Below are 24,832 nucleotides of genomic sequence, written 5' to 3'. Positions count from 1 at the left end.
CATGGCAGCCGCGGAGCGGATGAAGCGCAAGGATTACCAAAAGGAGCTCGAAAAGCTCCAGGTCGAACTTTGCCATCTCCAGGACTACGTGAAGGAAAACAAGCTTCGGGTCATCGTCCTGTTCGAAGGCCGCGACGCAGCCGGCAAGGGCGGCACGATCAAGGCGATCACCGAAAAGGTCAGCCCGCGCGTATTCCGGGTGGTGGCGCTGCCCGCGCCATCGGATCGCGAAAAGACGCAGCTTTTCTTCCAGCGCTACATGAAGCAGTTTCCGGCCGGCGGCGAGATCGTGATCTTCGACCGCAGCTGGTACAATCGCGCCGGCGTGGAATATGTCATGGGCTTCTGCTCGCCCGCCGAGCACGATCGTTTTCTCGCGCTCTGTCCGCAGATGGAAAAGTACGCCATCGACGGCGGCATCATCCTGATCAAGATCTGGCTCGAGGTCGGGATGGACGAGCAGGAGCGCCGCTTCAACGCCCGCATCGACGATCCGGTGCGGCAATGGAAGCTCAGCCCGATGGACCTCGAATCCTTCAAGCGATGGTATGATTATTCGCGGGCGCGCGACCTGATGCTCAAGAAGACGAGCACGAAAGATGCGCCTTGGTACATCATCCGCTCCGACGACAAGCGGCGGGCGCGGCTGAACTGTATCGCGCATCTGTTAAGGGCCATCCCCCACAAGCAGATCCGGAAGGACAAGGTCAAACTGCCGAAGCGTTCCGATAAGGGACGCTACAACGACCAGGCCAGCTTGCGTGGGATGAACTTCGTCGCCGAACGATATTGACGAGTTGATCGTCAGACCGACGCTGCTGACGGACTTCCTAGGTCCGCCAGCAGCGCATTCCCTCAATACGGATACTGATTGGGGCAGACCCAATTGCCGTACGTGTCCTGATAACAACCATTGTTGGAGTTGTTGTAGTACCCATAGGCTCCCGCGGCGGCCGCACCGACGGCAGCAGCACCGTAAGCCGCGCCGCGGTAGCCATACCGCCCTCCGGGATAGCCGGCGACCGGACGGCCGGGACGGCCCGCAACGGGATAACCTGGACGCCCAGGACGACCGGCGATCGGATGGCTCGGCCGCGGCCCCCCTGCGTAATGGCGTCCGCCTCCACCATGGATCCGCCCGGCGTGAACGGCGCCGCCGTGAAAACCTCCGGCACGCATGCCCCCTCCACCTCCGCGATAGCCGCCACCGCCGCCGCCGCGGCGGGCATAGGCATCATCGGGAACGAGCGTAGTGGTGAGAAGAAGGAAGGCCGCAACAAGAGCTAGAAGATAACGAAGCATGGCATGTCCTCCCTCGATATGGGTGCAATGATCCGCTTTCGACGATGCCTCGCGAAACGCGGCTGGCACCCGAACCTGGCGCTGGAGCGTTGCGACCGCCGAAGCGGTCGCTCGCCTGCCCCTTACTTCAAACGTATCGTCACGCCGCCCACGGCCGCTGACAACTCCGCTCCGACCTTAGGCCCGCTGAGCTGGAGGATCACACCGTTGGCATTCTGCAGCTGAACTGCTCCGGCCCCCGCCGCAATGGCCCCGCCTGCGCCACCCACCGCATAGGAGCCTTCAAGGGACTCCGGCCCCCTCAAATTGAGGGCACGACCGACGAACTTGGTGGTCGAGGCTCCGATCGTGAAGCCGACGCTCATGCCCGAGACGGTGAAGGGATATTTGTGGCCTCGGAGCAGCAGAACGCCTTCTCCGCCACCAACGCCAATGACGAATCCGCCCTTGGTGAAGACGACGGCAACCTGGCCGGTCTCTGCCCGCGACGGCGTGCTGAAGCCGGCCAGTCCTGTCAGCGCGGCGACCAGGGCGGCACAGATGGCGACTTTTCTCATGAGACTCGTTTCCTCTGGTTGTGATGCTGAGCTATTGAGCCAGGATCATTGCGAAGTAGCCGAACACGGTGAGCAGAATGCCGGACACCGCGTAACCAACGGGGAACCCGATCCAGGGCACGGAGCTCTGGATTTCCACCGCGGCCTCGCGGCACGGACCCGAGTGCGACCGCGCACCGGCAACGCCGCCCATCAACACGGCCGGGTTGATCTTGAAGACATGGAAGCCGATCGCCCAGACGATGAACGGTGGGATCGTGCAGGCGATGAAGCCCGCGACAAAGATCTTCAGCGCGACCGCACCCGTGAGCTGCGCCAACAACCCAGCCCCGGCATTGATGCCGACGATGGCGACGAAGACCACCAGACCGAGATCCTCAAGCACGTTGCGCGCGGCGTTCGGCGTGTTGCCAAAGAAGCGCAGCCGGGAAACCAGGGACGAGACGATCACGCCCGACAGCAACAGCCCGCCGGCGTTTCCGAGCCCGATCTTGGCGCCGAAGGCGGGGAATTCGATCATCCCGATCAGGAAGCCGATGATCATGCCCGAGGCGAGCGTCAATAGATCGGTCGAGGTGTTGGTCCGCGCAATGCGTCCCCACATGTCGCCGAGTTCGTTGACAGCCGACTTGATGCCGACCACCGAGACGATGTCCATCCGCTGCAACTCGGTCTTGAGACCGGCGGGAATCTGGACGCCGCCGCGTTCTACCTTCGTGACCTGCAACTGGCCGGCGATGGCCGTGTCGCGGAAGGACTCAAAGGTGCGTCCCGCCATCGCCTTGTTGGTGACGAGAATGTCAGCCTGGTCCATGGGAATGCCGAGCGCCTTGGCGTCGGCGACTTCCGGCCCGATCAGGCCCATCTTGTCGGTGAGATGCTCGGTTGAGCCGCCCAGCGCGACGACGTCGCCCTTTTGGAGGACGAGTTCGGGATCCGCACCTTGCGGTTCTCCGCTCCGCACCACGTTGACGATGCGGTATTCGGGATTCATCGTGCGGAATTTGGCAATGCTCATGCCGATTTGGGCGAGATTTTCGAGCCGGTAGGCGCGCAAGCCGAACTGCCGATAGCCGGTCAGACCGCCACCCTCGAGATCCTTGACGCCAAACTCCTGCTCGTACTGCTTGGCTGCAGCCTTGGCATCGACGCCCCACCAGCGCGGCAAGTATTTGCAGATCAGGATGATGCCGACGGTGCCCCAGATATATGTAATGCCGTAGGACAGTGCGATCATGCCCGACGCGTCCTCTGCCTTCATGCCTTCAGGAAGCTTCACGACACCCGACGTGATGGCCTGCTCGGCCGAACCGATCGCGGCCGACATGGTCTGCGATCCCGCCAGCATGCCACCGGCAGCGCCGATCGGGAGTGCAAAGAGCTTTGCGCAGATGACGACGAGGGCCAAACCGAGCACGCTCGACACGAGCGCCAGAATGCAGAACTTGAGGCCGTCGCCTTTCAGGCTGTTGATGAAGGACGGACCCACACGCAGGCCGACGCCATACATGAACAGATAGTAGAAGAGGCTCTTGGCAAAGGTGTTGAGCTCAAGCTTGACGCCGTAGGTCGACGCCCAGACCGAAAGGGCCGCGCCTACCACGATGGCGCCGGCAACCATGCCGAGCCCGTAACCTTTGATGCTGGCCCGGCCGATCCAGACGGCGAGCCCGACGACGAAGAACAGCAACAGAAACGGGTTCTGCTGCAAGAACGTGAAAAAGCTCTGCATGTCCGTCCCCTTTTATTACGATGCGGCTTTCAGCTTCGGCGTGACGCCGGGCTTGGGCCGGCCGATCTTCGCCAGGGCTTCCGCACGTACGAGCTTCAGCCCTTCCTTGGCGTCGTAGCCATGGATTTCCTTCACATCGAGCTTGCGCATGAAGTCGATGGTTTCCTGGGTGATGACCTGGCCCGGCACCATGATCGGGAAGCCCGGCGGATACGGGATCACGAAACTGGCGGAGACGAGGTCGGGACCGGCCTTCAGACGACGGTCAATTTCGGGGTCGGCGAGCCGGATATATTCGCATCCCGCCGCGTCATAGGCCGAGTAGAAGCCGCTGCGAATATCGCCCTCATTGGTTTTGGTGCCGGCATCGCCGCGGAAACTCTGGTGGAAATAGGAGAAGTTCGGTAGGTCGGGCACGTCGGTCATCAGGCTCTTGACGCGCGCTTCGAACGTCTTCTTTGCATTGGCGCCGCCTTGAACAAGTCCGCGGTCGACCTCGCCCGCGATCTCCGCCAGCACCCTCACCAGATGCGCCACGTCGCTGCGGGTGTTGTTGATATTGGACTGGAACAACACCGAATTGCGCGAGGTCTTGTTGATTTGGATATTGTAGTCGTTGGCCAGGATGCCCTTGAACTGCGTGCCGTCGTATCCGGCGGTACCGCACACCAGGGTCATGCGGGTCGGGTCAAGGCAGAACTCGTCGTCGTCCAGGCTCTTCAGGACGTTCGCCCAGTTCATGCCGGCTGCCAGATAGTCGGTGAAGCCGCTTTGGCGGTATTGCGCCGGCACCATGGCGTCCGCGCCGAGTATCCGGAAGTATTTTGAGATCAGCGGATTCTTGTTGACCGCCTGGCGGATGGCGAAAGCGATCTCGATCGCATTGGCCACGAGACCGTAGCCCTCAAGCTCCATCTGGCGCCGCGAGACATCGAGACTCGCGATAAGCTGCTGGTTGGGGCTGGTCGATGCGTGCGTGAACACCGCTTCCTTGAACTGCTGCTCGACGGTGTGGAATTCGACGTCCTTGACCGATAGCATCGAGCCCTGCCGGATCGCAGACATCGACTTGTGGGTTGAGTTGGTCTGGTAAACGCGCAAGCGGATCTGGCGCGGATCCGGGATCAGCCGGGTCTTGAGCAGCACCTCGTCCGAGGGGGCCTTGCCAAGGTCGGCCTGCTGCTTCTCGTAAGCCGCGACCGATTTCGGGTCGTGCATCCAGGCCTCGATCTCGTTGGCGGCGCCCATCGCGGTCCGCCGCCGCAGGAACGGGGAGAAACGTGCAAAGCCGAACCACGCTTCGTCCCACAGGAAGATCAAGTCGGGCTTGATCGCGAGGCATTCCTCCATCACGCGCCGGGTGTTGTAGATGTGGCCGTCGAAGGTGCAGTTGGTCAGGTCAAGCATCTTGACGCGGTCCAGCCGGCCATCGGCCCTGGCATTCAACAGCGCCTGCTTGATGGTCTTCAGCGGCACCGCGCCATACATCGAATATTCCGTCATCGGAAATGCTTCGACATAGATCGGCTGGGCGCCCGCCAGCACCATGCCGTAGTGGTGCGACTTGTGGCAGTTGCGGTCGACGATCGCGATGTCGCCCGGACCGAGCAGGGCCTGCACTGCCATCTTGTTCGAGGTCGACGTGCCGTTGGTCACGAAGAACACGCGATCCGCGCCGAGCGCGCGCGCCGCCTTGTCCTGCGCTCTCTTGATGGTGCCGGTCGGCTCCAGCAGGCTGTCGAGCCCGCCGGTGGTTGCGCTGCTTTCGGCCAGGAACAGGTTCAAGCCGTAGAATTCGCCCATGTCGCGGATCCAGTCCGACCTGAAGACAGATTTGCCGCGAGCGATCGGCAGCGCATGGAACGTTCCGATCGGGCGTTGCGCGTATTTCTTGAGATTGTCGAAGAACGGCGTGTCGAAGCGGTCCTGGATGCCTTCGAGGATCGAGAGATGGAGCTCGAGGAGTTCTTCGATGGAGTAGAAGATCCGCCGAGCCACATTGGCCTCGGGGTTTCCCGCCATTTGCTCGACGTCACGATCTGACATGAGGTAGATGTCAAGCTCGGGACGTACCCGTTTGATGATGTGCGCGAGCCGCAGGGCGGACGCGTCCGACTCCTCAGTGATGCCTGCGGAGGCGGTCATGGTGCGGAGTATCGGCGCGTCGTGGCGCGAGCGCAGGCCGAAGCCTTCGTTGATGACGACGGCCGCAATGTTGGGGTTGAGCATCGTCGCGCAGAAGGCGTCTTCGAGGCTGCCGACGATCACAGGCTCATAGACAAAGGAATCCACCGGACGTCGCAGCTTGCGCCATTCGGCGGCGAGCGCCGGCCAATGGTTGGCGGCGACGCCGGTGACGATCAGGGTTTCGAAATAGGGCCGATGGCCCTGATGCGATCCGAAAATCGAAGGCACGAGCTCTGGGGCATCACCATTGCCGTCATCCTCGGCATTCCAATCGCCGGCATGCTGGCGAAAGGATCTCGTCACCAGGGCCTGCGTGATCCGTGTCGCAAGTCCAAGTGAACCCGCCGCATCTCCGGCCGAGGCCGCGTCCCGCAAAGCCGCCATCAGTTGCAGCCCGGGATAGCCGTGAAATTCCTCTGACACGGAGAGATCGGTCAGGGCCGCATCGTACTTTGCGCGGTCGCCGCCGCGGGCCCACACCTTGGCTGCTTCGACCAGATCGCGCCAGTCGTCCGCCCGTCCGCCCGGCCCTGAAATGAACTGATCGATGCGCTTCTCTGCAGCCTTGGCATCCTTGGACATGTCTCTCTCCGGATCTTTACGAAGTCGCAGCCGGATCGTGATGCCCGCGCACCTCGGTTTATTGATCCAAGTCAACGGACGCGCATCTTGACGAGGCCCGAAACACCTCGCCATGCAATATCATCCGAGGTGGTTGCGCGCGGCCGATTGCAGACGGCGGAGATCGGATCAGAGCCGGTCGGTCAACCCGCCAGCCGGATCCTCGGGTCCGTGATCAGGCGATTGCTTGCGTTCGCCGAGCACGCTGTCGACCGAGCGAAGCCAGGCCGCGCTATCGGTCTTTTCCGCCAATCCTTCAGCCCGCAGCAGGTCGCGCAATTGTGCATGCGCGCCGACGATGCAGAAGCCGACGTGCGCCGAGGCGAGTTGGTCGTGAAGGTCGTGCAACATGCGCGCCCCAGCCAAATCGATGTAGGGCGATGCGGAGAGATCGCAGACCACAAGCCTGATATCGACTGACCTCCGCAACGTGTCCAAAACTGCGTCAAGGATCGTCTCGGCATTGATGTAGAGCAGCGAGGCTTCCGGTCGAAACGCGATGATACCGACCAATGGCTCGACGCCTTCGTGCCTCGCATCATCGGAGTAACGGCCGGTACCCGGGAGCCGGCCCAGGAAAGCGACATTCGGACGAGAGGCCCGCGCCAGCAGCAGGACAATCGAGGCAATCGCCGCCAGCAGGACGCCTTGCAAGATTCCCAGGAGCAACACCGATACCAGCGCAATCGCCGCGGCGTAAAAGTCAATGCGGCTGACTTGCCACATCCGCATCAGCTCGCGGATGTCCACCAGCCTGTAGACGGCAGCAAAGACGATCGCCGCAAGCACCGCCTTGGGCAGATCTGTCAGGGCGCCCGTGAAGAAGAGCAGGCACAGCGCCAGTGTCGTCGAACAGATCACCAGAGCCAGTGGCGTGCGCGCCCCCGCATTGTCGTTGACCGCAGATTGCGACAGTCCGCCGGCCACGGGATAGCCGTGGCCGAATGCGGTGACCAGGTTTGCCGCGCCGAGCCCCAAAAACTCCTGCCGGACATCGAGGGCATAGCCATGCTTGGCAGCAAAGCTGCGGGCGGCAGAGACACCTTCTATGTAGGCCAGCAGCACACATCCCGCTGCCAAGGGGAAGAGTTCGTCCGGCTCCAACAGACCAAAGCTAGGTAATCCAATCGCCGGCAATCCCTCGGGAATTTTGCCGGTGACCGGCACGCCTAGTGACGGAAAGCCAAGCACTGCCGCCACGATAATCGACAGCGCCATGATCGTGAGCCCGACCGGCTTTCCCGGCAGCCGCCGCTCTCCCAGCAGCAGGAAGAGGAGCGCGATGGCTCCGATCGCCAGAACCAGCCAATTGATGCCGCCGAGCTGGCCGGCGAGCTTGATGGCGCGATCGAAGAAATTGTGACCACCCCCGGCGACGCCGAGCAGGCTCGGCAACTGGCTCATCATGATGGTGAGGCCCGCGCCAGCCTTGAAGCCGACCAGAATACTGTCGCTGACCAGACGGACGAGAACGCTGAGCTTGAACAACCATGCGATCAGACAAAGCAGCGCCACCGCGCATGCGGCCAGGCTCGCGATCTCGGCGTATTTCGCCGCGTCTCCGCCGGCCAGCGCTCCGACGGTGGCCGCAATCATCAGTGAGATCGCGGAAGTCGGGCCTATTGCAAGCTGGCGCGACGACCCCAGCAGCGCATAGCCGATGCCGCCGAGCATGTAGCCGTAGATGCCGATTTGGGGCGGCAGGCCCGCCAGCGTGGCATAGGCCAGCGACACCGGAATGGCGTAAGCCGCCAGGGTGATGCCGGCGATAGCGTCCGAACGCAGCCAGGCGCTCTGGTAGTTCGCAAGCCAGGTCGCGGGCGGAAAGAGGAGGATCCAGCGCGACTTCCGCTGAGAGGACATCATAAACTTGCCTCGTCACTTGCGATTTCGCAACGCAGCAGCACCACCAGGAGTGCAATTACGGGAAGACCGAGCGCCAGATTCGGGATTTGCTTGGTCGCGAAGGCGCCCACAGCCGCCCCGAGGCCGAAGGTGACGCATAAGGTGGCGAAAATGCCGGGCGGTCGGAGCGCCCCATCGCCAGACGCCGCAGCGAACAGGCCTTCAATCGCCTGCCGCATATTACCCGTGATCATGACCGAGCTGTAGAGTACGCCCTCCACCCTCGTGAAGACGGCGTTCTGTATGGCAGCGACGAACGAAATGCCGAGTGTCCCCGCGAGATCCGGCAGGCGGTTGTGCAGGATGGCGATCGCGACCAGCAGCAGGATCTCAATCAGCGTAGCGATCGCGCTGGCGCGCGCTCCGGTTGCCCGGCGCAGCCATGCCGCCACCAAGATACCCGCCGCGAACGCAAGGATCGGCGGGACGAAGTGCAGCGCTTTCGTCCAGTTGCCGATCGAGCCATAGACCCATAGCAGCACGAGATTTGCGGTCTGCGCGTTGGCCATCACGCCGTGGATGATCCACGTATAGGCGTCGATATAGCCGCCGGCGAAGGCCAGCAATAGCGCAACTAGCACCGTTTCGTCGCGGCCTGTCGACGAAGCAGCGGCGGTATCCATCGTGCTCATGTCCGAACGTCGGCTTTGTATCCTCAGCCTGTACAGGGAGCGGCTTGCCGCAGACCAGGATTGATCTGGATCAACTGTCGCCAGGTTTCGGCCACCAGATTTGGCTCGCACTGCTGGAGGGAATGCGCCATGATCACGGTCAGGTGGATCATCTCAGCCGCACCGGAAATCTTCCTGCTGCTGTCAGTTGCGCTCGGCACCATCCTTGGCCGCGTCCGCATCTTTGGCTTTTCGATCGGCACCACGGCGTGCACGCTCATCGTGGCCGTCTTGATCGGACAGCTCGGCACCTTCACATTTCCATCCCTGCTGAGAGTCATCCTCCTCAGCCTGTTCGTGTTCACGATCGGCTACCGGTCGGGGCCAGAGTTCTTTGCCTCGCTCAGCATCCGGACATTGGCGCAGGTTGCGCTCGCGCTCGTGCTCGGTGGTACCGGCCTGGTTATCGTTCTCATATTTGCCAAGGCATTCGCACTCGGCCCCGGCACCGCTTCCGGTCTCGCTGCGGGAGCCCTGACGCAGTCTTCGGTGATCGGCACCGCGTCCGGGGCACTGGCTCAGCTCGGGCTCGCCAAGGACATGCTGGAGCAGCAGGAGGCGAACATCGCCGCCGGCTATGCCGTGACTTACGTCCTTGGTTACATTCTTACGCTTCTGTACGTGCCGTTTGTCGCGCCAAGGCTGATGCGGATCGATTTGAAGACGGAGGCCGCGAAGCTTGAAGCCGAGCTATCCGGAGGCAACCCGCCGCAGACCGAGAATCTGCACTATCGCAAATTCCAGGCGCGTGCCTACCGGGTGTCGTCTGCGGCGGGACGGACCGTCGGCGCCGTCGAAGACGAGATCGGCAGCCGCAGCGTGATCGAGCGGATCGTACGCCGAGGAGCTGATGTCGAGCCGCATCGCGACACGGTTCTCGAAGCGAGCGACGACGTCGTCATCGCTGGTCGCACGGCAGCCATCGTCGCTGCCAAGCCGATCGTTGGCACCGAAATCGACGCCGACGAGATCCTGAAGGCTCTTCCAGGCAATGTGGTCGACGTCCTCGTCGACAACCGCAAGCTCCACGGTCGCTCCGTCAAGGATATGGCCGACCGTGTCGGCGACGCCGCACGCGGCGTGTTCCTGCGCACCTTGACACGGATGGGACGCGAGGTCCCCCTCAGCGCTGACACCCGCGTCTATGTCGGTGACGTCATGACACTGGTCGGCAGCACAGGAAATATCGAGCGCGCCGCGTCGCATGTTGGACAAATCCTAAGCTCCGAAGATCGTACCGACATCGCATTCCTAGCCGCAGGCATCGCCGTAGGTCTGCTGGCCGGTCTCGCGAGCGTCAAGATCGGCTCAGTGCCACTAACTCTGGGCGGCGGCGGCGGTGCCTTGATAGCGGGACTGTTCTGCGGCTGGCTGCGCTCGCGGCGACCGACAATGGGCGCAATGCCGCCCGCGGCGCAGCAAACACTGAGCGACCTCGGGCTCGGCGGCTTCATCGCCGCGATCGGGCTCGGCAACGGCCACGCGGCCTGGGTCGCGATCCAGTCGCACGGCATGTTGCTGGTCGGCATGGGCCTGGTCGTCACGCTGGTGCCGCTGATCGTGACAACTCTGTTTGCTCATCGCGTGCTGCGCATGAACCCGGTCATCATTTGCGGTGCGCTGGCCGGCGCCATGACGGTCGACGCCGCCGTGACCGGCGCCTGTGAGGTTGCGGAAAGTCAGACGCCGGTGCTCGGCGTTGCCGTGCCCTACGCTGTCGGCAACGTCGTCTTGACCGTGCTCGGCCCGATCATCGTGGCCAGCACTTTCGCCACCTAAAGGAGGCGCGCGTGAACTCCCGGCACATTTTGCGTCTAAAAGCGCTATGGGCAGCGTTGAGCATCCTGGCCGGTTTTTTAGCTCCTGCACGCGCGGATGACAACGTTCGCATCCAGGAGGAGATCTGGGCCCTGCTGCTCCCCCTGCCGATGTTCGCCTACGTAGTGCGGCCGGTCGGTGATGGTCCCTTCCCGCTGGCGATCATGAACCATGGCGTCTCACTCAAACCTTTCGACCGCAGCTTTTTTCCACTTGTGGAATTTCGCGACGCCGCGCGATGGTTTGCGAAGCGCGGCTACTTCGTCGTGGCGCCGGTCGGTACCGGATATGGCGCTGCGGCCATCGACATTCCGGAGCGCGGGCTCTATGGGCCGTTCTTCTCCAAGGTCGGAAAATGCACCAATCCGAACTTCCACGATGCCGGACGTGCCGTGGCGCAGCTTGATCTCTGGATCATCGACTACATGCTCGCCGAGAAGCGCGTTCTCCCGAAGGATGTCATCGTCATCGGACAGTCCGCCGGCGGGTGGGCCGCCATTGCGCTCTCCAGCTTGAACCCTGCGCCGGTGAAAGCGATCATTACCTTCGCAGCAGGACGCGGCGGGCGACTCGACGGCAAACCCAACAACAATTGCGCACCGGACAAGCTGGTTGAAGCGACTGCCGATTTCGGCCGGACCTCGCGGGTGCCAATGCTGTGGCTCTATATCGAAAACGACACGTTCTTCGGCCCGGCTCTATCCAAGCGCATGTACGACGCCTTCACCGCTGCTGGCGGCAGGGCCGAATATCATCTGATGGCGGCCTTTGGCAGCGAAGGGCATTTCTTCTTCGGCTCGCCCGACACGATCGCGACGTGGTCCCCACTCGTCGAACAATTCCTCGATGCGCAGAAATAGCCGCAGAGGCGAATGCCTGGAGGCGCAACATGATCAACCCAGCGACACCATCATGGCGAAGGCATGCGCGCGTCTGCCTTCTGTTCGCAGCGGCCATTGCCGGACCGGCTGCCGCTGAGAACGCCGGAGTGCAAAAGCAGGCAGGCGAGCCAAAGCCCGCCGAAATCGCGCCTCGGGGACAACGCGAAGCCAAGGACATCACCTATGGGGATTGGCGGAAACTGTGCGTGAAGCCGGGAGGCGCGCCGATGCTGTGCCGGACTTCCATCACCGGCAAGTTTTCGACGGGCCAGATGGCGGTCCGCCTGGATTTGATCGAGCGCGAGGGCGACCGCACTGCGCGACTGCAACTGTTTGTCCCGGTTGGCATGTACCTGCAGCGGCCCGCCAAGCTGACCGTTGATCAGGACAAGTCCCAATCGTTGCCCTACATCTGGTGCCTGACCAACGCCTGCATCGCCGCCGACGTTGGGGATCCCAAGTTCATCAAGGACATGGAAGCCGGAAGGGCTCTGGTGCTCGAGGTCACCGATTCCAACCTTCTGTCGTTGACAACGTCGTTGCCGCTGGCGCAGTTCGCTTCGGTTCACAACGGCGCGCCCGCACAGACCCTGGAGCAGAACATCGAGGAGTGAAGACGCAACACTGCATCAGACGAGCTTGGCGCAGGCGCGTTCAACGGACTCGATGAGAGCATTCGCCGCGAAAGGCTTGCTGAGGTAGGCGGCACAGCCGGACTCGATTGCGGCCGCCTGGTTCGCTTGGCTGTCGTTGCCGGTGATGTAGATAACGGGGACAGTTGCGCCCTCGAATGCCAGCTTGCGGCGGAGGGCGATGCCGGACTCGCCGTTCAGATTGATATCCAAAACGATGCAGCACGCCTCCTCGAGGCAGCCGTGACGAAGCAGCGCACCGGCGGAGTCGAACGCAACCGCATCAAAGCCGTGCTTCCGAAGCAACCGCTCCATGCTTCGGCGCATCGATGAATCATCATCCACGACGTAAATTGATTTACGTGCAAACAATTCGGCCCGGCTTTCTCATTGGACACCTAGAACTAGCGTCGCAACGACGCTGCGCGGCAACTGTTCCTGCGCCAATCCAACTGGCCAACGGCCAACGGCCAACGGCGTCGGCATGTAGGCATTGCCGGCCGAATTATGTCAATAACATTTCATATTGTCCTATCGTACAGGTCCTCATCGCGCCCCTAACGCTAGTATTTGGAAACCGACCTTCAGTTCACGCCTTTCCCGACTCCAGAAGGCCGAGCCGTTCGGCAGCGGAAACCAGCTCGGCAAACGATGGTACCTGCATTTTTGTCATGACTTGATGGCGGTGCGCCTTCACCGTGCGCTCGGTCGTTCCAAGCTCATAGGCGATCTGCTTGTTGATTTTTCCGCGAACGATCAAATCGAACACCTGTCGCTCGCGCCGCGAAAGAGACGTTAAACGAGAACGAATCAAATTGAGCTTGCGCTGTTGACCGCTCACGGCCTCGTGTTGAGCCATCGCGCGCTGGATGGCATCGATCAGTTGTTCCGACGAGACCGGCTTGGTGAGAACATCCTCCGCGCCGGCCTTGATAGCCCGGACTGTCGTCGCGGTATCGGCATGCCCGGTCAGAAAGACGATGGGCAGCGGCGAATTGCGCTGGACGAGCGATGCTTGCAATTCCGGTCCGCTCAGTCCCGGAAGCTGCACGTCGAGAAGGATACATCCTGGATGTTCGGGCCGTGGTGGATCATCCAGCAGTTGCTGCGCCGACGCATAGGCCGTCACCTCGTATCCCGCCAGCTTGAGCCGGCGCTGGATCGCCATCCGGAAAGATGGATCGTCGTCCACGACATAGACAAAGCCAGCCAATGTTTCCTCCCGACCTGTTCTTGCAAGCAGAAACCTCATCTGCTCGCGCAAGCCTTGGAAGCAACTCAAGGCGCCGCGCACCCCGCCGTCAACATCAAAGGAAGCGGCCCGCCCGCAATGGCACGACCTCAGCGGAATGCACGACGTAAGCCACACTGCCGTGCCAATCCGACAGAAGCTCTGACAGGTTTCTTACCCGCCGCACCAAAGGCTTCCCTGTACCTTGGTACAATGCACCTACAGACAATGGTTGAAAAGCCTGCTTTTGGCCTAAACAACCTTCACGGGAATAGGTGATTTTCTCGGCGGCTCCTCAATTCCCACACGAATGAAAATACCCGTTGGTCAGTTCGGGAGTGGGTCATGTTGGTTCGTAACGCTGCCGACGCTTCCTCGCGGCTTCATTCGCTCCACGACCTCGGAATGAAAACCGATTCAAATCCGAGCATCAGTTTAAACGAATTTTCGTATAAGAAGGGCACCGAACTCTACGGCGAGAAGGAGCCGGCAGAGTACGTATATCAGGTTAAATCAGGCGCTGTGCGAAGCTACAAGCTCCTGTCCGATGGGCGTCGTCAGATCGGCGCGTTCCACCTGGTTGGCGACATCTTCGGACTCGAAAACGGCAGCCAACATCGATTCACCACCGAGGCGATCGTCGACACCACCGTTCGCCTGATCAAGCGGCACAGCCTCGAACTGGTCGCCGAGGGCGATGCCATGGTTGCCCGAAACCTGCTCAGCATGACCACCAGCAACCTTCAGCATGCGGAAGACCACATGCTGTTGCTCGGCCGCAAGACCTCGCTGGAGCGGGTGGCTGCGTTCCTGATTGAGATGGACACGCGGCTAACCGCCGCAGGCATCCTGGCGCTGCCAATGTCGCGGCGCGACATCGCCGACTATCTGGGCCTGACCCTGGAGACCGTGTCCCGGGCGCTGTCGCGCCTGCACGAGCTCGGCATTCTGGGCTTCATTGGCAACACACAGCGTCAGATCATACTGCTCGATCGACATCAACTCGCCGGCCTTGATCTCCAGAATTGACTCTGAGTGACGAGATGGAAGCGAGATGTTCAACCGTCTTGCGCAGTACCTCAAAGAGGACGGCAGTCGACCAGCCGAACATCAGGATCCCGTTCATCGCGGTGATCGGCCCCGTCAGACGCCACCCCTGCACCGGCGTGATGTCGCCATAGCCGAGTGTGGTGTAGTTGACGAACGTGAAATACAGCAATTCGCTGCCCTCGGGCGCCGCGCCAACCAAGGCGTAGGCCAGTGCCCAGACCAGAACCTCGACAGTGTGCGCAACCATCAAAATGACCGCAGTCATGACCATTACCGCCATGAGATGCGATCGGGGCCATACCGTGTGCTTCAACCCCGCTCTGCGGGCGATGTCGATCGCTGCAACGGTCACCAGCGCGTGAATCATGATGTTGATCACGCTGATGAAGGTGCCGAGCAGGAATTGGACTGCCATCGCGCGCTCCCCTCCGACGCTGCTGCGGTTTGGTTGCAGCGCTGCTATCCGGCCTGCGGCAGATCAACGCGCTGCGGGCGTGTGCGGCCCCCGCCCGCACGCTGGCCATTATGGAGCCCGATCTTGAGGCTCAGCTTGGCGCCATCGAACTACCGTTCATCAGCAGTGCCAGGGTGTGCCTGGCGATCATAAGATCCTCGTCCGAGCGCACGACATAGACCGGAATGCGACTCGCGGGAGACGATATCAGCTGCGATTGCAGCGCGTTCTCGGTCAGATCGAGCTTGACACCGAGCCATCCGAGTTGCTCCGCCACCCGCGAACGGATCAATGCGGAGTTTTCGCCGACCCCCGCCGTGAAGACGAACGCGTCGAGCCCCTGCAAGGCAGCTACGAGCATGCCTGTGTTGAGGCCGATCCGATAAACGAAATAGTCGATAGCGAACTTCGCACTGGCGTCTTCACTTGCCTCGAGCTGACGCATATCACCGCTGATACCGGAGAGACCCTTCAAGCCGCAATCTGCATCGAGAAACCGCTGCACCTCGGACGCCGCCATTCCTTTCTCGGAGATCAGATAGAGCAGAACTCCCGGATCGATCGCGGTGAAGCCCATCGTGCTCTCGACACTGCGTCCTCCACTGAGCGCACACATTGACGCCGCGCTGCCGAGATCTGCGACAATCACCCGTTTCATCGCGATGTCAGGTGCGACCGTCGACAACGTCTTCGCAATGTATTCGTAAGAGAGGCCATGAAATCCATAGCGCCGGACGCCCTCCGCATAGAGCGTACGCGGAATCGCATAATGGTCGGCGACTGCAGCATGGGTTCGGTGAAATGCGGTGTCGAAGCAGGCGACCTGTGGGAGCTTCGGGAAACTGGCCAGGATTGAACGGATTGGTGCCAAATTGTGCGGCAGATGAAGCGGCGCGAACGCAGTTAGCCGTTCCAATCGGTCCATCACGCCATGATCGATCAGGACCGGACGGTCATGCTCAGCGCCGCCATGAGCGACGCGGTGCCCGACAGCAACGGGGTGGATATGAAGCTCATCCCGCAACCAGGCGCCGGCAATATCCATTGCGGCCGGAATATCGGGCACTGCTTCGACCGGATAAGCCCGATTGGCGAGCGGACTACCGCCTGCTCTACCCACCCGAAGCCGTGGACAACGCCCGATGCCATCCATCCGGCCCTTGAGCTGCTGCCGTAGCCTTCCTTCTCCTTCGACCGAATAGATCTGAAACCGGAGGTCGGACGAGCCGGCATTGATGACAAGGATGGTGTCCATGGCACTCACGTCGCTATGGTTGGAGCATGCCGGATTCCTGGATCAACCGCGTACTCGACCATCGCGGCAGAGCGACCAGGCCCGGGCACTTCCTCCGCCATCTTCCGACCTCGTTGTCGCCCTCGCCTTACTTGAAAGCCTCTGTCGGGTTGATGGGGGTCAACGCGTCGACCGCCAGTTTCGCCGGCACAGCACGTTCGGCGCGAATCCACGCCACCGTCAGCTCCCAGACGACCGACAGAATGATAGGTCCGATGAAGAGGCCGATGATCCCGTGGAAGAGAGTCCCCCCGATCACCCCGATCAGAATGACGAGTGCCGGCGTGGTCAGACCGCGCCCCATCACAAGCGGTTTCAGGATGTTATCGAGCACGGACACGATTACGAGAAACACCGTCAACAAAAGCGCGATCGGAAACTCCTTGTCGGTCCATATCCAAATGATGACCGGAAGGATGATGATCGCTCCCCCGATCTGCACGATCGAAAGCAACAGCACCACGAACGCCAACAGCCCCGCGCTGGCAATGCCGGCCAGCTTGAATCCGACACCGGCCAGCAAGGACTGGATAATGGCGACCCCGATCACGCCTTGAGCCACCCCGCGGATAGTCGCGCCCGCCAGGTCCAGAAAGTGCTCGCTCTGGTCCGGAACGATACGTGACAGAAAGCTGCGTCCCCCACCCACGAGCTGCGGTCCATACGGAAACAGCACCCCGGCCACCGCCACCGACAGCAGAAACTTGACCGTTCCCACGCCGGCATTGCCGGCAAATCCAAGCAAGGTTGCCGCGAACGGCTTCAGATACGGCACCACTTCGCGCAATAGCGAACGGAGATTGGTCGTCGCCTGATCCCAAATATCAAACAGCTGGGCTCCGACGATAGGCCAACTCTTAAGCGACTGCGGCGGCGAGGGAACATGCAGTTCGCCGGCCGTCATTTGGGCGGCGATGTCGGTTATCCCGTCGACCGCGCCCATGCCGAGCCATGTCGCGGGTCCGATGACGACTGCGAGATTGACGAGCGTGAGGATCGTCGCCGCAAGCTTCGGTCGTCCGCCGAGAATGTCACTGAGGCGCCGAAACACCGGATTCAACGCAACGGCCAGCACGACGCTCCAGGCCAATATAGGCACGAATGGACGAACCAGGAGTAGCGCCCAGACGAGCAACAGGCCCAGCAATGCGAGCCGGATCAGAAGCTGGATGATCTCGTCTCCGGAGAATATCTGGCGGAGTGTTTTCACGGACGCGCCTCAGTCATGCCGCGCATGCTGTGGCGAACTAGCCCCTGCTCTCGTTCGGCGGGCTTGATCCAAATCAAGCTGCCGCGGCTCTTCTAGGGCTGAGGTCCGGACAGGTTCAGCTCACGTTCTGCCCTGAACACGTTGCCGTAGAGACTCGCAATCCACTGCCGGCCGCGGGACGTCACGTTGAGGTAGCGGATCGCCGGCTGGATCTGGGTGGCGACGTTGCTCCAATAAAATTGCGGATATTTGTAGACGATGTCCGCCGGGGTCGCGTAGCCGAGGGTCTCGTTGAGACCAATCTCTTCGAACTCGTAGAAGAGCGCGTTCGATTTTTTTCAGATAGTTGGGATCGCCGAGCTGACCGATCAGATCGGCGGCCCGCAGCAACAATCCCTCCTCTTCGATGAGGCTGTCGTTGGAGGACATGGTATAAGGAAACCGGGTATACTCAATCGCCCGAGCAACTCGGTCGGCATCGAGCTGCTCGACGGAATCCAGCCGCTCCAGCACGAACAGCTTCGACCGATCGACGTGGTACGGCGCCAGAGCCGCATCGGACGATCCACGCGGCAGACGAACGGTGCCGCCGTTCACGTCGGCGATGAACACCTCGTCCTCGTCGCCTTGAACGACGCCGCGCACGTAGCCGATGTCGTGAGCAAGGCACGCCAGAATGAAATTCGCATAGTCGTTTGCGGTGGTGGGCCGGAGCAGCGCGCGCCCCGTCAAGATGTCGTGCCCGGCAAGGGTCACGAGCAACGTATGCTCGATGTTGTGGTATAGAGCATCGCTGTTGCCGATGCACTCCATGGTGAGCTTGGCTGCAAACGGAAGTAATTCGGTCAGGCCGGCATGCGAGGCGCCGAACCGGTCCCTGGTCTCCGATGTCAGAAACGCGCCGAGTGCTTGCGACACCAGTTCCGGAACTGTGATCATCAGGCCGCTCCACTATGCAAGTGTCGACGATACGCAGATCGAGCCAACCACGGCGAACCTTCAGGAGCTCCGGAAGCGCGAGCCCTCCGTTGATCTGGATCAACTCGCTGGTAACGCATGGGCCTCGACTACGGCTCCAAACAGAGGAGGCCCAAAATGAAGTCACCTATCGGACTAGCAGCTGCATTGATGACGATCGGGCTCGTCTTCACGAGCTCTGAGAGCGCCAATGCCGTGGTATATTGCCAATACGTGGACTATCCCGCGCATTGCGTCGCGAGACCGGGCGTCGTTTTGGGAGTGCGCCCCGTCGCGCGCGCCGCTGCACGCGAGGCCGTGCGGCCCGGCACTCCGGCGAACCGCGGCGGTCCGGTCGATCGCGTCGGCAGGCGCTGACCAGATTGCCGCGACAAAGCGGAAAAAATGAGGGCCGACATTGCTGTCGGCCCTCATAAGACGTCAACTCCCGGAGAAGTCAGTACTTTGCGACAACCTGGTTGCCCCAGCCGAAACGGTAGTTGAAGCGCACGGTGAGCATATCAACGTCCTGCGTGACCCGGTCGTTCACAAAAGCCGCAAGTCGCGGATCCGCGACCGTGAACGAATTATTCCGGTGCCCCATGAACAGATGGTCGTATTCGAGACCCACCGACCAGTTCGGGGTGAAGCCATATTCGAAGCCAACACCAATGACACCACCCCAGCGGGTTGCGCTTTGCGCGGCGAGCTCGGCACCGGACGGAGTATCAAGGACGCTGAGGCGGTTGTCCGTCACTGCCGCGCCGCCCTTCACGTAGAGCAGTGATGCATTCCAGGCGTAGCCGATCTGACCGGTGAAGAGGCCGATGGCACTCGTTTTGGTGCGAGTGGAGAGCGTCGGATTGATCAGGCTGACGCGCTGGTTGCTGAGGTCCGCCCAATCGCCCTGAGCTTCCAGACCAAACACCCACTGGCTGGCTTGCCAGCGATAACCGAGCTGGCCACCGATGACACCACCGGACCGGTCGCGGCAGCCGGAAGCGACGGCGACTCCTGCCGCGTCAAGGAAATCCACGCAATTGTGGTTCTGCGCCCAACCACCATTGCCGCCGATATAGAAGCCGGTCCAATTGTAGATCGGAATAATCGGTGCCGGTGGCGGCGCCTTCACGGCCATATCGGCAGCCATCGCGGTCCCCGCCGCGCTCAGCGCCACCAGACCAACGGTTGTTAGCAGAAGCCTTTTCATCATGCTCTCTCCTTGCCGGCCGCTTCTGATTTCGAAACGGCCGATTGTTGCAATGCAATCGTCCCCCAACCTTCAGCTGAAACTCTACGGGCGAGCCCGCTATCTCCCCGTGCCATAATGGCAACACTCAAGGCATTTCGAACTCGGCGCAAAATTCAGCCGTGATTTGTCATCGTGGCAGGACGCACTGGCCCGACCCGGTATCCAAATGGCGGAAGGGCCGCCCGCTCTCGTCGGGAAGTCTCGTGATTGCCCGCTAGTTTTCCGGGTCGCGCTTGGCGTCCTGACCGGCAGCCTCCTCGCCCTGGCCACGCTCGATCCAAGCGGGAATCTCGCTCGAGGGAATCAGCCGTCGCGGCAAGAAGGGATTGAGCGTGCCTGCGAACACGATCAATCCCTCATTGAACTTCTCGCGCGCGAAAGTCCGCGCCTCTGCTTCGCTCTCGAATGTGCGCGTCTCCCGCGGACTTCGCCGCTTCGGCAAGGTCCCACGCCTGTGCACCTCGAACGTGACATACCAGGTCTGCGGCATCCGCCAGCTTTCGGATCGCGATCAAGCAGACATCTGTCGGCCAACGACGGCCGTGAGATCATGTTGACGCCCTAGTTGCGCCGCTCTTCGCGACGCTGGGTACGTCCTTCACGTCTGTCTTCGCGTTGTTCGGTACGTCCCGTACGCCGCTCATGGCGCCGCTCGTGGCGCTCGCCCCGCCTTTCCTGCCGTCGTTCCATTCCGACTGTCTGCGCCGGCGCTTCTGTTCCGAACAGAAACGCGCCGGATGCTGCCAGCCCGAGCGCAGCGGCCCAACCCAGCAGTGAAAAAGCCTCGCGACGATCGATTTGTTCAAACCTTGACGTTTCACTCATGTCAGTGACCCCGATCTTGACGACATTTCAGTAGGCAATGCCTCGATGTGCATCTGTTGATCAGTGGCAACGGTCGGCGTCCCACTCTGCAGACGCAACCCAGCGGAGACACTCACCAAACCTGGTTGCCGAACCAGCCGTACTGCGGCGGCCGCGCGACCAGCCGGACACGCCTTTCGATGTGCCTCCTTGCGATTTTGCTTTGATGCTGCGGCTTTGCCTCAGGCCTTGTCGACTGGCGCGATTGCAGTCGTTCGGCATCGGCCGACCCAAATTCCGCAAATGCCTCGCGCATGCGCGTCTGTGGGACGTCGGCGCCCGGCGGGGCAACAAGCTCGACCTTGGACAGTTCAGCTGCAACGATCGTGGGCTCGCTGGTGTCGAGAACAACCCGCTCAGGTAATCTCCAGTCTGAATGGATGCGGATGGTGGCCGATGCAGCCGCTCCGCCTTGCGCGGGAGGCCGATCCGGAAGGCAGGCATCCGCAACGAACAGCAGCGCGAGCAACGAACCGCCGACATAGAGCAGATATCCGGAAAGCGGCATGGATCGCTCGATTGCCCGCGACGACTTTCGTTTGGCGAGCAATGGACCAGGGCGAAGCCAGTGGAAGAAAGCTGACGGCATGACCTTCGTCGCCTGAACACTGCCGGAGTTGCGTCTGCCCGAGCGCCCGGTGTCCCGTGCGCATACGCAGGAGCGAGGCGCTCGTATCGGCCTCGCTCCCGTCGACAAGATCTACTGGCAGTAATACATCAGGCCATCGTCAAGCTTGACCGTTCCGCCTGGCATGCATTTGATCCCATTGCGTCCAGCATAGTCGTCCCATCCGCTATAGCCATACCAAGGTCCCCCTGCGTAGTAAGCGCGCACAGCATAGTGAGGTCCTTCGGAAACGCCGGCTGCCGACGCACCGTCGCCGTAATACGCGGCCCTTGCCGCGCGAACCGCAGGACCATGATGGTCGCCCCCGGCATAGTACGCGCCCGCAGCGCCGACGGCAGCCGCGGTGCCGACCGCAGTGCGCCGATACTGTCGTCGCGCTACGCCCGCAACACTGACCGGCGTGAGCGGGCGGCCCACGCGTGCTTCGGCCTTTTCAACCGATACGGACGGGCCGCTCTGCCGGGACCAACCGAACGATAACATTGAAGAAAGTACGAGCACGGAAGCGGCCAGAGCCGGCTTTGCTAACTTCTGTCTCATGATGTTCTTCTCCGATCGAAAGCGCACACATTGAAGCGGGGCATGCTCGTTGCATTTCCGCATTGCCTCCGTTGAGCCAGATCAACGAAATCAGTTTTTATCGGCTTGGCTCGTTTACTTCCTGCGGGTTCCCTTCCTTGACATGTCCCTTGGGACAATGACCAGAAGAGCAATATGTAGAGCAGGGCGTTGCATCGTAACTTCATCTCGCATACATCGAACCTCGGGCAGCGAAGACGATGATGACTCGGAATGCAGAAATCGTCTCACGAGGCTTTTCGAGTTTTACCGGATCAGGCGAAGCGAGTTTGGAGGACGGCGCTCGGACGCTGCGGAGGTGCAGCCGCCGGGCGCCATCGGCAAGCGCACGGTGACCGTGGTGCCACCAGTTGTCTCCGTATTGATCCGGGCGGCGAGCCCCTCAGTGACGAATCTTACCAGATCCCTTGCCATTGGAGCGCAGGTCTGCTCCGCAGCTAGGCCCATCTCTCCGAGCGCAGCGATCTAATCAACACTGGCCGCGCAAATGCGACGCCTTTGTTTCAGCGACAACATGCCGAGTGCGGAGGCAAAATTCGTCAGTACAACGATAGCGCCGTTCGAACGGCGTTCGCATTGAAGAGTCTGTTGCGACAGGCGCGACCAGCTTTCGGCTTCAGCCGTCCAGATATGCCGGTTGATCGGATCCTGCCTTGCGAGCCGCCGGCATAGCGCTACGCGCCGATTCAATTCGAACCGGCTTGCGCACCAACTACAGCGCTCATCAACAATATCGCCGCAAGAACGAGACGCTTCATCCGCAATTCTCCGTATTCAGTTCCACGCTCACGATTGTTTGTAGCGGTCGATGAGTGCATTGGTTCGAAGACGAGCGATTACAAATTGGAAATGAAGTCCATTCATCGCGCGCCACAGCCGGCGGGCCGCATAGGCACGCGTCGCCGGACCGCTGGAATACTCGTGCGGATCGGCATCGAACAAGGTGAAGATCCGCGCATGTCACGGACGCCGTGAGACGCCAATCGCGCGAAGCGAAGGAATACGACAATGAACGTGCGGGCCCGTCATGGTTTCCTTGCACTGCTAGGACGCCGCTGCTGCTGGCACCGCCGACGCGATGTCTTATCTATGTTCAGGGCACAAAAGGATTTCGGTCGCGCTGTTCCGAAAGCGCTCGACGTCGTGAGACCGTCCGGTGTACCGCCGCCCTCCGCCACTTGGGGCCGCGGCTACGGGTGCCCGCGCATCTGGCCTCGATCATGGCATCCGCGGTGTCGCGCGGCCCGCGACCAATGTAGTTGATCGTTGAATGCAATCCTTCGCAGTCACGCTTACCGATCCGACAAGCTCTGGAGCATGCGATGCGCAACTCGACCAGGCTCGTGCAACGCGCACTCGCGATGGTACGGGGGTGCGCCAATGCCCAGAATGATTGTGAAGCTTCCCGCCTGCGCGCTGTAAGGCTGCTCGTCTATTCCTGCGCGCCGGCATTCGATGTCTGCGTTTGCGTCAGCGTGCGGAGCTCGTCAGGAGAGGCGCACATAGCCTTTAATGAGATACTTCTTGATCTTCCGGTGCACACATCGTGCACACGCGGCCCTCTAGACTTGAAAGCCTTAAACTCTCGCTCCCAATCCATCATGGGCCAGTTTGAGCAAGGTTCAGCAAAGTGGCGCAAGCTAGCGCGACCTTCAGCAAACAGTCGGCCCCCGCTCCGCTTGGTCGGCTTTGCATCGCACCTGAGGGGATATCAGCGTCCAAGTCAGGTGCGCTGGATGGAACGGCGGCGCGGTGTGAATGAACTGACTGATGAACCGTCTCGGTTCGCGGATCGTCTTCGGTGTCATGAGCTGTTTCCCTGGCAGGTTTCACGCACGGCCCGCAGCCAGGCGCTCCAATAAGACTGCAAACCGTCGACTTCGCAAGGTGGCGCTGCGATCAGCGGCGGTGCCTGAAAGTCGCGCGGCGGCCATTGCGCGAGCAGCGCGGCACCTCGCGCGGTCCCGGCCGCGTCGGGCCCTCTGTAAACCTTCTGCGAGGGGCGAAACGCCGCGATCAACCCGCAAAACGGGACGTTGGCGGCTAGACTTCCCTCGACGATGAGATCCCCAATCGTCACGCCCAGTCGGGTCAGCATCAGATCGCTCATGAGCGCGAGATAAAGCGTCGCGAGCGCCGGCAGATCACGAGGCGCGGTTGGCCCGCGAATTTCCCCTGGCGCGCCGCGAAGGGCCCACCCTGCCCGGCAAAGCATGGCAACGCCATGGCGCCTGAGGCGACCACACGCGCCAGGGAGGCAGCGTCCGGGCTGGTCGGCGCCCCGGCAATCATGGAATATTCGCGCCCGCCCATGAAACGCGCGGTCGCGACCGGCCGCCCCTCGACATCGACATTGGCCAGCGTATCGTCGGTCGGATCGAGCCCCTCGACACTCAAGCCCGGTGCCATCAGGATCACCCAGGTGCCGGTCGAGACAATGGTGAACGGTGACTTGCGCGATGCCAGGTGAGGCAAGAGCGACGCGTTGGAATCATGGACGCCGCAGAGCACCACGACGTCTGATCGAACGTCGGTAGCTGTAGCAATCTCGGGCTTGATCGGCGCGAGGCGTCCATAGGGCGGGTGCAACGGCGGCATCAGTCGACGGAGATCGAGGGCAGCAACCAAGCTCGACATGTGCTGCTGGAGCGGCGCCCAAAGATCCGAATGAGCGCCCAGCGACGTCACTTCGCTTGCCGCGATCCCCGACAGTCGCCATGCCCAATATTGGGGGTAAGTCAAACACATCCGTGCTTGCGCGAACGCTTCAGCACAATGCCGCTTCTGCCAGGCCAGCTGCCGCGCAAGATTCAGGCCTGCGGGTAACTTGGGAGAAAACGACTCCGAAAAAGCCGGGCGTAGCGGCGCATAGAATGGTTCGATGTCGTCGACGCCGGCGAACTCGTAATCCATCACCGGCAAGACGAGCCCGGCATCGTCGACCAATGCGGCCGCGCAGCCGTGCGTCGTGGCGACAATGGCGCCGATTTCATTGACCTTGTTGGTT

General features: G+C 61.5%; 21 protein-coding genes and 2 pseudogenes. 6 read left to right on the top strand and 17 right to left on the bottom strand.

The features are described from left to right. The first annotated feature begins 1 nt into the window (after position 1). Complete coding sequence (gene ppk2 / locus AB8Z38_RS35205) at positions 2–793, top strand: polyphosphate kinase 2 (protein WP_369722125.1); 792 nt, start codon at positions 2–4, stop codon at positions 791–793. Between the two features lie 62 nt (positions 794–855). Here the strand turns inward: ppk2 and AB8Z38_RS35200 are convergent, their stop codons facing one another. From AB8Z38_RS35200 to AB8Z38_RS35175, 6 genes are all read right to left on the bottom strand, one after another. Then, a complete protein-coding gene (locus tag AB8Z38_RS35200) occupies positions 856–1,302 on the bottom strand; it encodes a hypothetical protein (RefSeq protein WP_369722124.1) in 447 nt (148 codons plus the stop codon). A gap of 122 nt (positions 1,303–1,424) precedes the next feature. After that, the gene (locus AB8Z38_RS35195; protein ID WP_369722123.1) at positions 1,425–1,859 is read right to left on the bottom strand and encodes a hypothetical protein; all 435 of its coding nucleotides are present in this window, start codon (positions 1,857–1,859) and stop codon (positions 1,425–1,427) included. Between the two features lie 31 nt (positions 1,860–1,890). Further along, positions 1,891–3,591 carry an aspartate:alanine exchanger family transporter gene (locus AB8Z38_RS35190; RefSeq protein ID WP_369722122.1) on the bottom strand — a complete coding sequence of 567 codons (1,701 nt, stop codon included), beginning with the start codon at positions 3,589–3,591 and terminating at the stop codon, positions 1,891–1,893. 15 nt (positions 3,592–3,606) lie between these two features. After that, positions 3,607–6,360, bottom strand: coding sequence for a decarboxylase (locus tag AB8Z38_RS35185; RefSeq protein ID WP_369722121.1), 2,754 nt, complete (start codon positions 6,358–6,360; stop codon positions 3,607–3,609). 168 nt (positions 6,361–6,528) lie between these two features. After that, the gene (locus AB8Z38_RS35180; protein ID WP_369726684.1) at positions 6,529–8,262 is read right to left on the bottom strand and encodes a SulP family inorganic anion transporter; all 1,734 of its coding nucleotides are present in this window, start codon (positions 8,260–8,262) and stop codon (positions 6,529–6,531) included. Continuing rightward, positions 8,262–8,936, bottom strand: a complete 675-nt coding sequence (locus tag AB8Z38_RS35175; protein ID WP_369722120.1) for a YoaK family protein — start codon at positions 8,934–8,936, stop codon at positions 8,262–8,264. The genes AB8Z38_RS35180 and AB8Z38_RS35175 overlap by 1 nt, the downstream gene beginning before the upstream one ends. A gap of 129 nt (positions 8,937–9,065) precedes the next feature. Here AB8Z38_RS35175 and AB8Z38_RS35170 point away from each other — a divergent pair, with 129 nt between their 5' ends. Genes AB8Z38_RS35170 through AB8Z38_RS35160 form a run of 3 tightly spaced genes read left to right on the top strand, consistent with a single transcriptional unit; the run spans position 9,066 to position 12,288 of the window. After that, positions 9,066–10,754 carry a transporter gene (locus AB8Z38_RS35170; protein ID WP_369722118.1) on the top strand — a complete coding sequence of 563 codons (1,689 nt, stop codon included), beginning with the start codon at positions 9,066–9,068 and terminating at the stop codon, positions 10,752–10,754. A gap of 11 nt (positions 10,755–10,765) precedes the next feature. After that, on the top strand, positions 10,766–11,653 hold the full coding sequence (locus AB8Z38_RS35165) for an alpha/beta hydrolase family protein (protein WP_369722117.1): 888 nt from the start codon (positions 10,766–10,768) through the stop codon (positions 11,651–11,653). 29 nt (positions 11,654–11,682) lie between these two features. Further along, entirely contained in the window at positions 11,683–12,288 is a 606-nt protein-coding gene (locus AB8Z38_RS35160; protein ID WP_369722116.1) for an invasion associated locus B family protein, read from the top strand. A 15-nt stretch (positions 12,289–12,303) separates the two neighbouring features. Here the strand turns inward: AB8Z38_RS35160 and AB8Z38_RS35155 are convergent, their stop codons facing one another. Next, a complete protein-coding gene (locus AB8Z38_RS35155) occupies positions 12,304–12,678 on the bottom strand; it encodes a response regulator transcription factor (RefSeq protein ID WP_369722115.1) in 375 nt (124 codons plus the stop codon). A 217-nt stretch (positions 12,679–12,895) separates the two neighbouring features. Further along, on the bottom strand, positions 12,896–13,519 hold the full coding sequence (locus AB8Z38_RS35150) for a response regulator transcription factor (protein ID WP_369722114.1): 624 nt from the start codon (positions 13,517–13,519) through the stop codon (positions 12,896–12,898). A gap of 363 nt (positions 13,520–13,882) precedes the next feature. On the opposite strand from AB8Z38_RS35150, the gene AB8Z38_RS35145 reads away from it, so the two are divergent. Continuing rightward, complete coding sequence (locus AB8Z38_RS35145; protein ID WP_369722113.1) at positions 13,883–14,566, top strand: helix-turn-helix domain-containing protein; 684 nt, start codon at positions 13,883–13,885, stop codon at positions 14,564–14,566. On the opposite strand, the gene AB8Z38_RS35140 is transcribed toward AB8Z38_RS35145, so the two are convergent. The 4 genes and pseudogenes from AB8Z38_RS35140 to AB8Z38_RS35125 form a co-directional block, all read right to left on the bottom strand. Then, positions 14,517–15,002: a potassium channel family protein gene (locus AB8Z38_RS35140; protein WP_369722112.1), complete on the bottom strand. Its 486-nt coding sequence runs from the start codon at positions 15,000–15,002 to the stop codon at positions 14,517–14,519. The genes AB8Z38_RS35145 and AB8Z38_RS35140 overlap by 50 nt on opposite strands. 130 nt (positions 15,003–15,132) lie before the next feature. After that, positions 15,133–16,296 (bottom strand): acetate/propionate family kinase, encoded by a 1,164-nt coding sequence (locus AB8Z38_RS35135; RefSeq protein WP_369722111.1) that lies wholly within the window; start codon positions 16,294–16,296, stop codon positions 15,133–15,135. Positions 16,297–16,423: 127 nt separating this feature from the next. Then, entirely contained in the window at positions 16,424–17,545 is a 1,122-nt protein-coding gene (locus AB8Z38_RS35130) for an AI-2E family transporter (RefSeq protein WP_369722110.1), read from the bottom strand. Positions 17,546–17,637: 92 nt separating this feature from the next. Next, a pseudogene (locus AB8Z38_RS35125) lies at positions 17,638–18,484 on the bottom strand (HD domain-containing protein). A gap of 156 nt (positions 18,485–18,640) precedes the next feature. On the opposite strand from AB8Z38_RS35125, the gene AB8Z38_RS35120 reads away from it, so the two are divergent. Further along, positions 18,641–18,880, top strand: coding sequence for a hypothetical protein (locus AB8Z38_RS35120; protein WP_369722109.1), 240 nt, complete (start codon positions 18,641–18,643; stop codon positions 18,878–18,880). Between the two features lie 79 nt (positions 18,881–18,959). Here AB8Z38_RS35120 and AB8Z38_RS35115 read toward each other — a convergent pair whose 3' ends face one another. The 5 genes and pseudogenes from AB8Z38_RS35115 to AB8Z38_RS35095 form a co-directional block, all read right to left on the bottom strand. Beyond that, positions 18,960–19,715 (bottom strand): outer membrane protein, encoded by a 756-nt coding sequence (locus AB8Z38_RS35115; RefSeq protein WP_369722108.1) that lies wholly within the window; start codon positions 19,713–19,715, stop codon positions 18,960–18,962. A gap of 253 nt (positions 19,716–19,968) precedes the next feature. Then, positions 19,969–20,244 carry a hypothetical protein gene (locus AB8Z38_RS35110; protein ID WP_369722107.1) on the bottom strand — a complete coding sequence of 92 codons (276 nt, stop codon included), beginning with the start codon at positions 20,242–20,244 and terminating at the stop codon, positions 19,969–19,971. Positions 20,245–20,691: 447 nt separating this feature from the next. After that, entirely contained in the window at positions 20,692–21,087 is a 396-nt protein-coding gene (locus tag AB8Z38_RS35105; protein ID WP_369722106.1) for a hypothetical protein, read from the bottom strand. Between the two features lie 1,524 nt (positions 21,088–22,611). After that, entirely contained in the window at positions 22,612–22,767 is a 156-nt protein-coding gene (locus tag AB8Z38_RS35100) for a hypothetical protein (RefSeq protein ID WP_369722105.1), read from the bottom strand. A gap of 862 nt (positions 22,768–23,629) precedes the next feature. After that, positions 23,630–24,234 (bottom strand): annotated as a pseudogene (locus AB8Z38_RS35095) (hypothetical protein). Positions 24,235–24,832 lie beyond the last annotated feature (598 nt).

Origin of the sequence: Bradyrhizobium sp. LLZ17, assembly GCF_041200145.1 — a bacterium.
Lineage (GTDB): Bacteria > Pseudomonadota > Alphaproteobacteria > Rhizobiales > Xanthobacteraceae > Bradyrhizobium.
Note: the sequence above shows the minus strand (reverse complement) of the source record. Positions and strands in the feature narration are given on the sequence as shown.

Coding starts and splice junctions, on each gene's coding strand:
- ppk2 (WP_369722125.1), top strand. CDS start 2: ATGGCAGCCGCGGAGCGGATGAAGCGCAAGGATTACCAAAAGGAGCTC.
- AB8Z38_RS35200 (WP_369722124.1), bottom strand. CDS start 1,302: ATGCTTCGTTATCTTCTAGCTCTTGTTGCGGCCTTCCTTCTTCTCACC.
- AB8Z38_RS35195 (WP_369722123.1), bottom strand. CDS start 1,859: ATGAGAAAAGTCGCCATCTGTGCCGCCCTGGTCGCCGCGCTGACAGGA.
- AB8Z38_RS35190 (WP_369722122.1), bottom strand. CDS start 3,591: ATGCAGAGCTTTTTCACGTTCTTGCAGCAGAACCCGTTTCTGTTGCTG.
- AB8Z38_RS35185 (WP_369722121.1), bottom strand. CDS start 6,360: ATGTCCAAGGATGCCAAGGCTGCAGAGAAGCGCATCGATCAGTTCATT.
- AB8Z38_RS35180 (WP_369726684.1), bottom strand. CDS start 8,262: ATGTCCTCTCAGCGGAAGTCGCGCTGGATCCTCCTCTTTCCGCCCGCG.
- AB8Z38_RS35175 (WP_369722120.1), bottom strand. CDS start 8,936: ATGAGCACGATGGATACCGCCGCTGCTTCGTCGACAGGCCGCGACGAA.
- AB8Z38_RS35170 (WP_369722118.1), top strand. CDS start 9,066: ATGATCACGGTCAGGTGGATCATCTCAGCCGCACCGGAAATCTTCCTG.
- AB8Z38_RS35160 (WP_369722116.1), top strand. CDS start 11,683: ATGATCAACCCAGCGACACCATCATGGCGAAGGCATGCGCGCGTCTGC.
- AB8Z38_RS35145 (WP_369722113.1), top strand. CDS start 13,883: ATGTTGGTTCGTAACGCTGCCGACGCTTCCTCGCGGCTTCATTCGCTC.
- AB8Z38_RS35140 (WP_369722112.1), bottom strand. CDS start 15,002: ATGGCAGTCCAATTCCTGCTCGGCACCTTCATCAGCGTGATCAACATC.
- AB8Z38_RS35135 (WP_369722111.1), bottom strand. CDS start 16,296: ATGGACACCATCCTTGTCATCAATGCCGGCTCGTCCGACCTCCGGTTT.
- AB8Z38_RS35120 (WP_369722109.1), top strand. CDS start 18,641: ATGAAGTCACCTATCGGACTAGCAGCTGCATTGATGACGATCGGGCTC.
- AB8Z38_RS35115 (WP_369722108.1), bottom strand. CDS start 19,715: ATGATGAAAAGGCTTCTGCTAACAACCGTTGGTCTGGTGGCGCTGAGC.
- AB8Z38_RS35110 (WP_369722107.1), bottom strand. CDS start 20,244: ATGCCGCAGACCTGGTATGTCACGTTCGAGGTGCACAGGCGTGGGACC.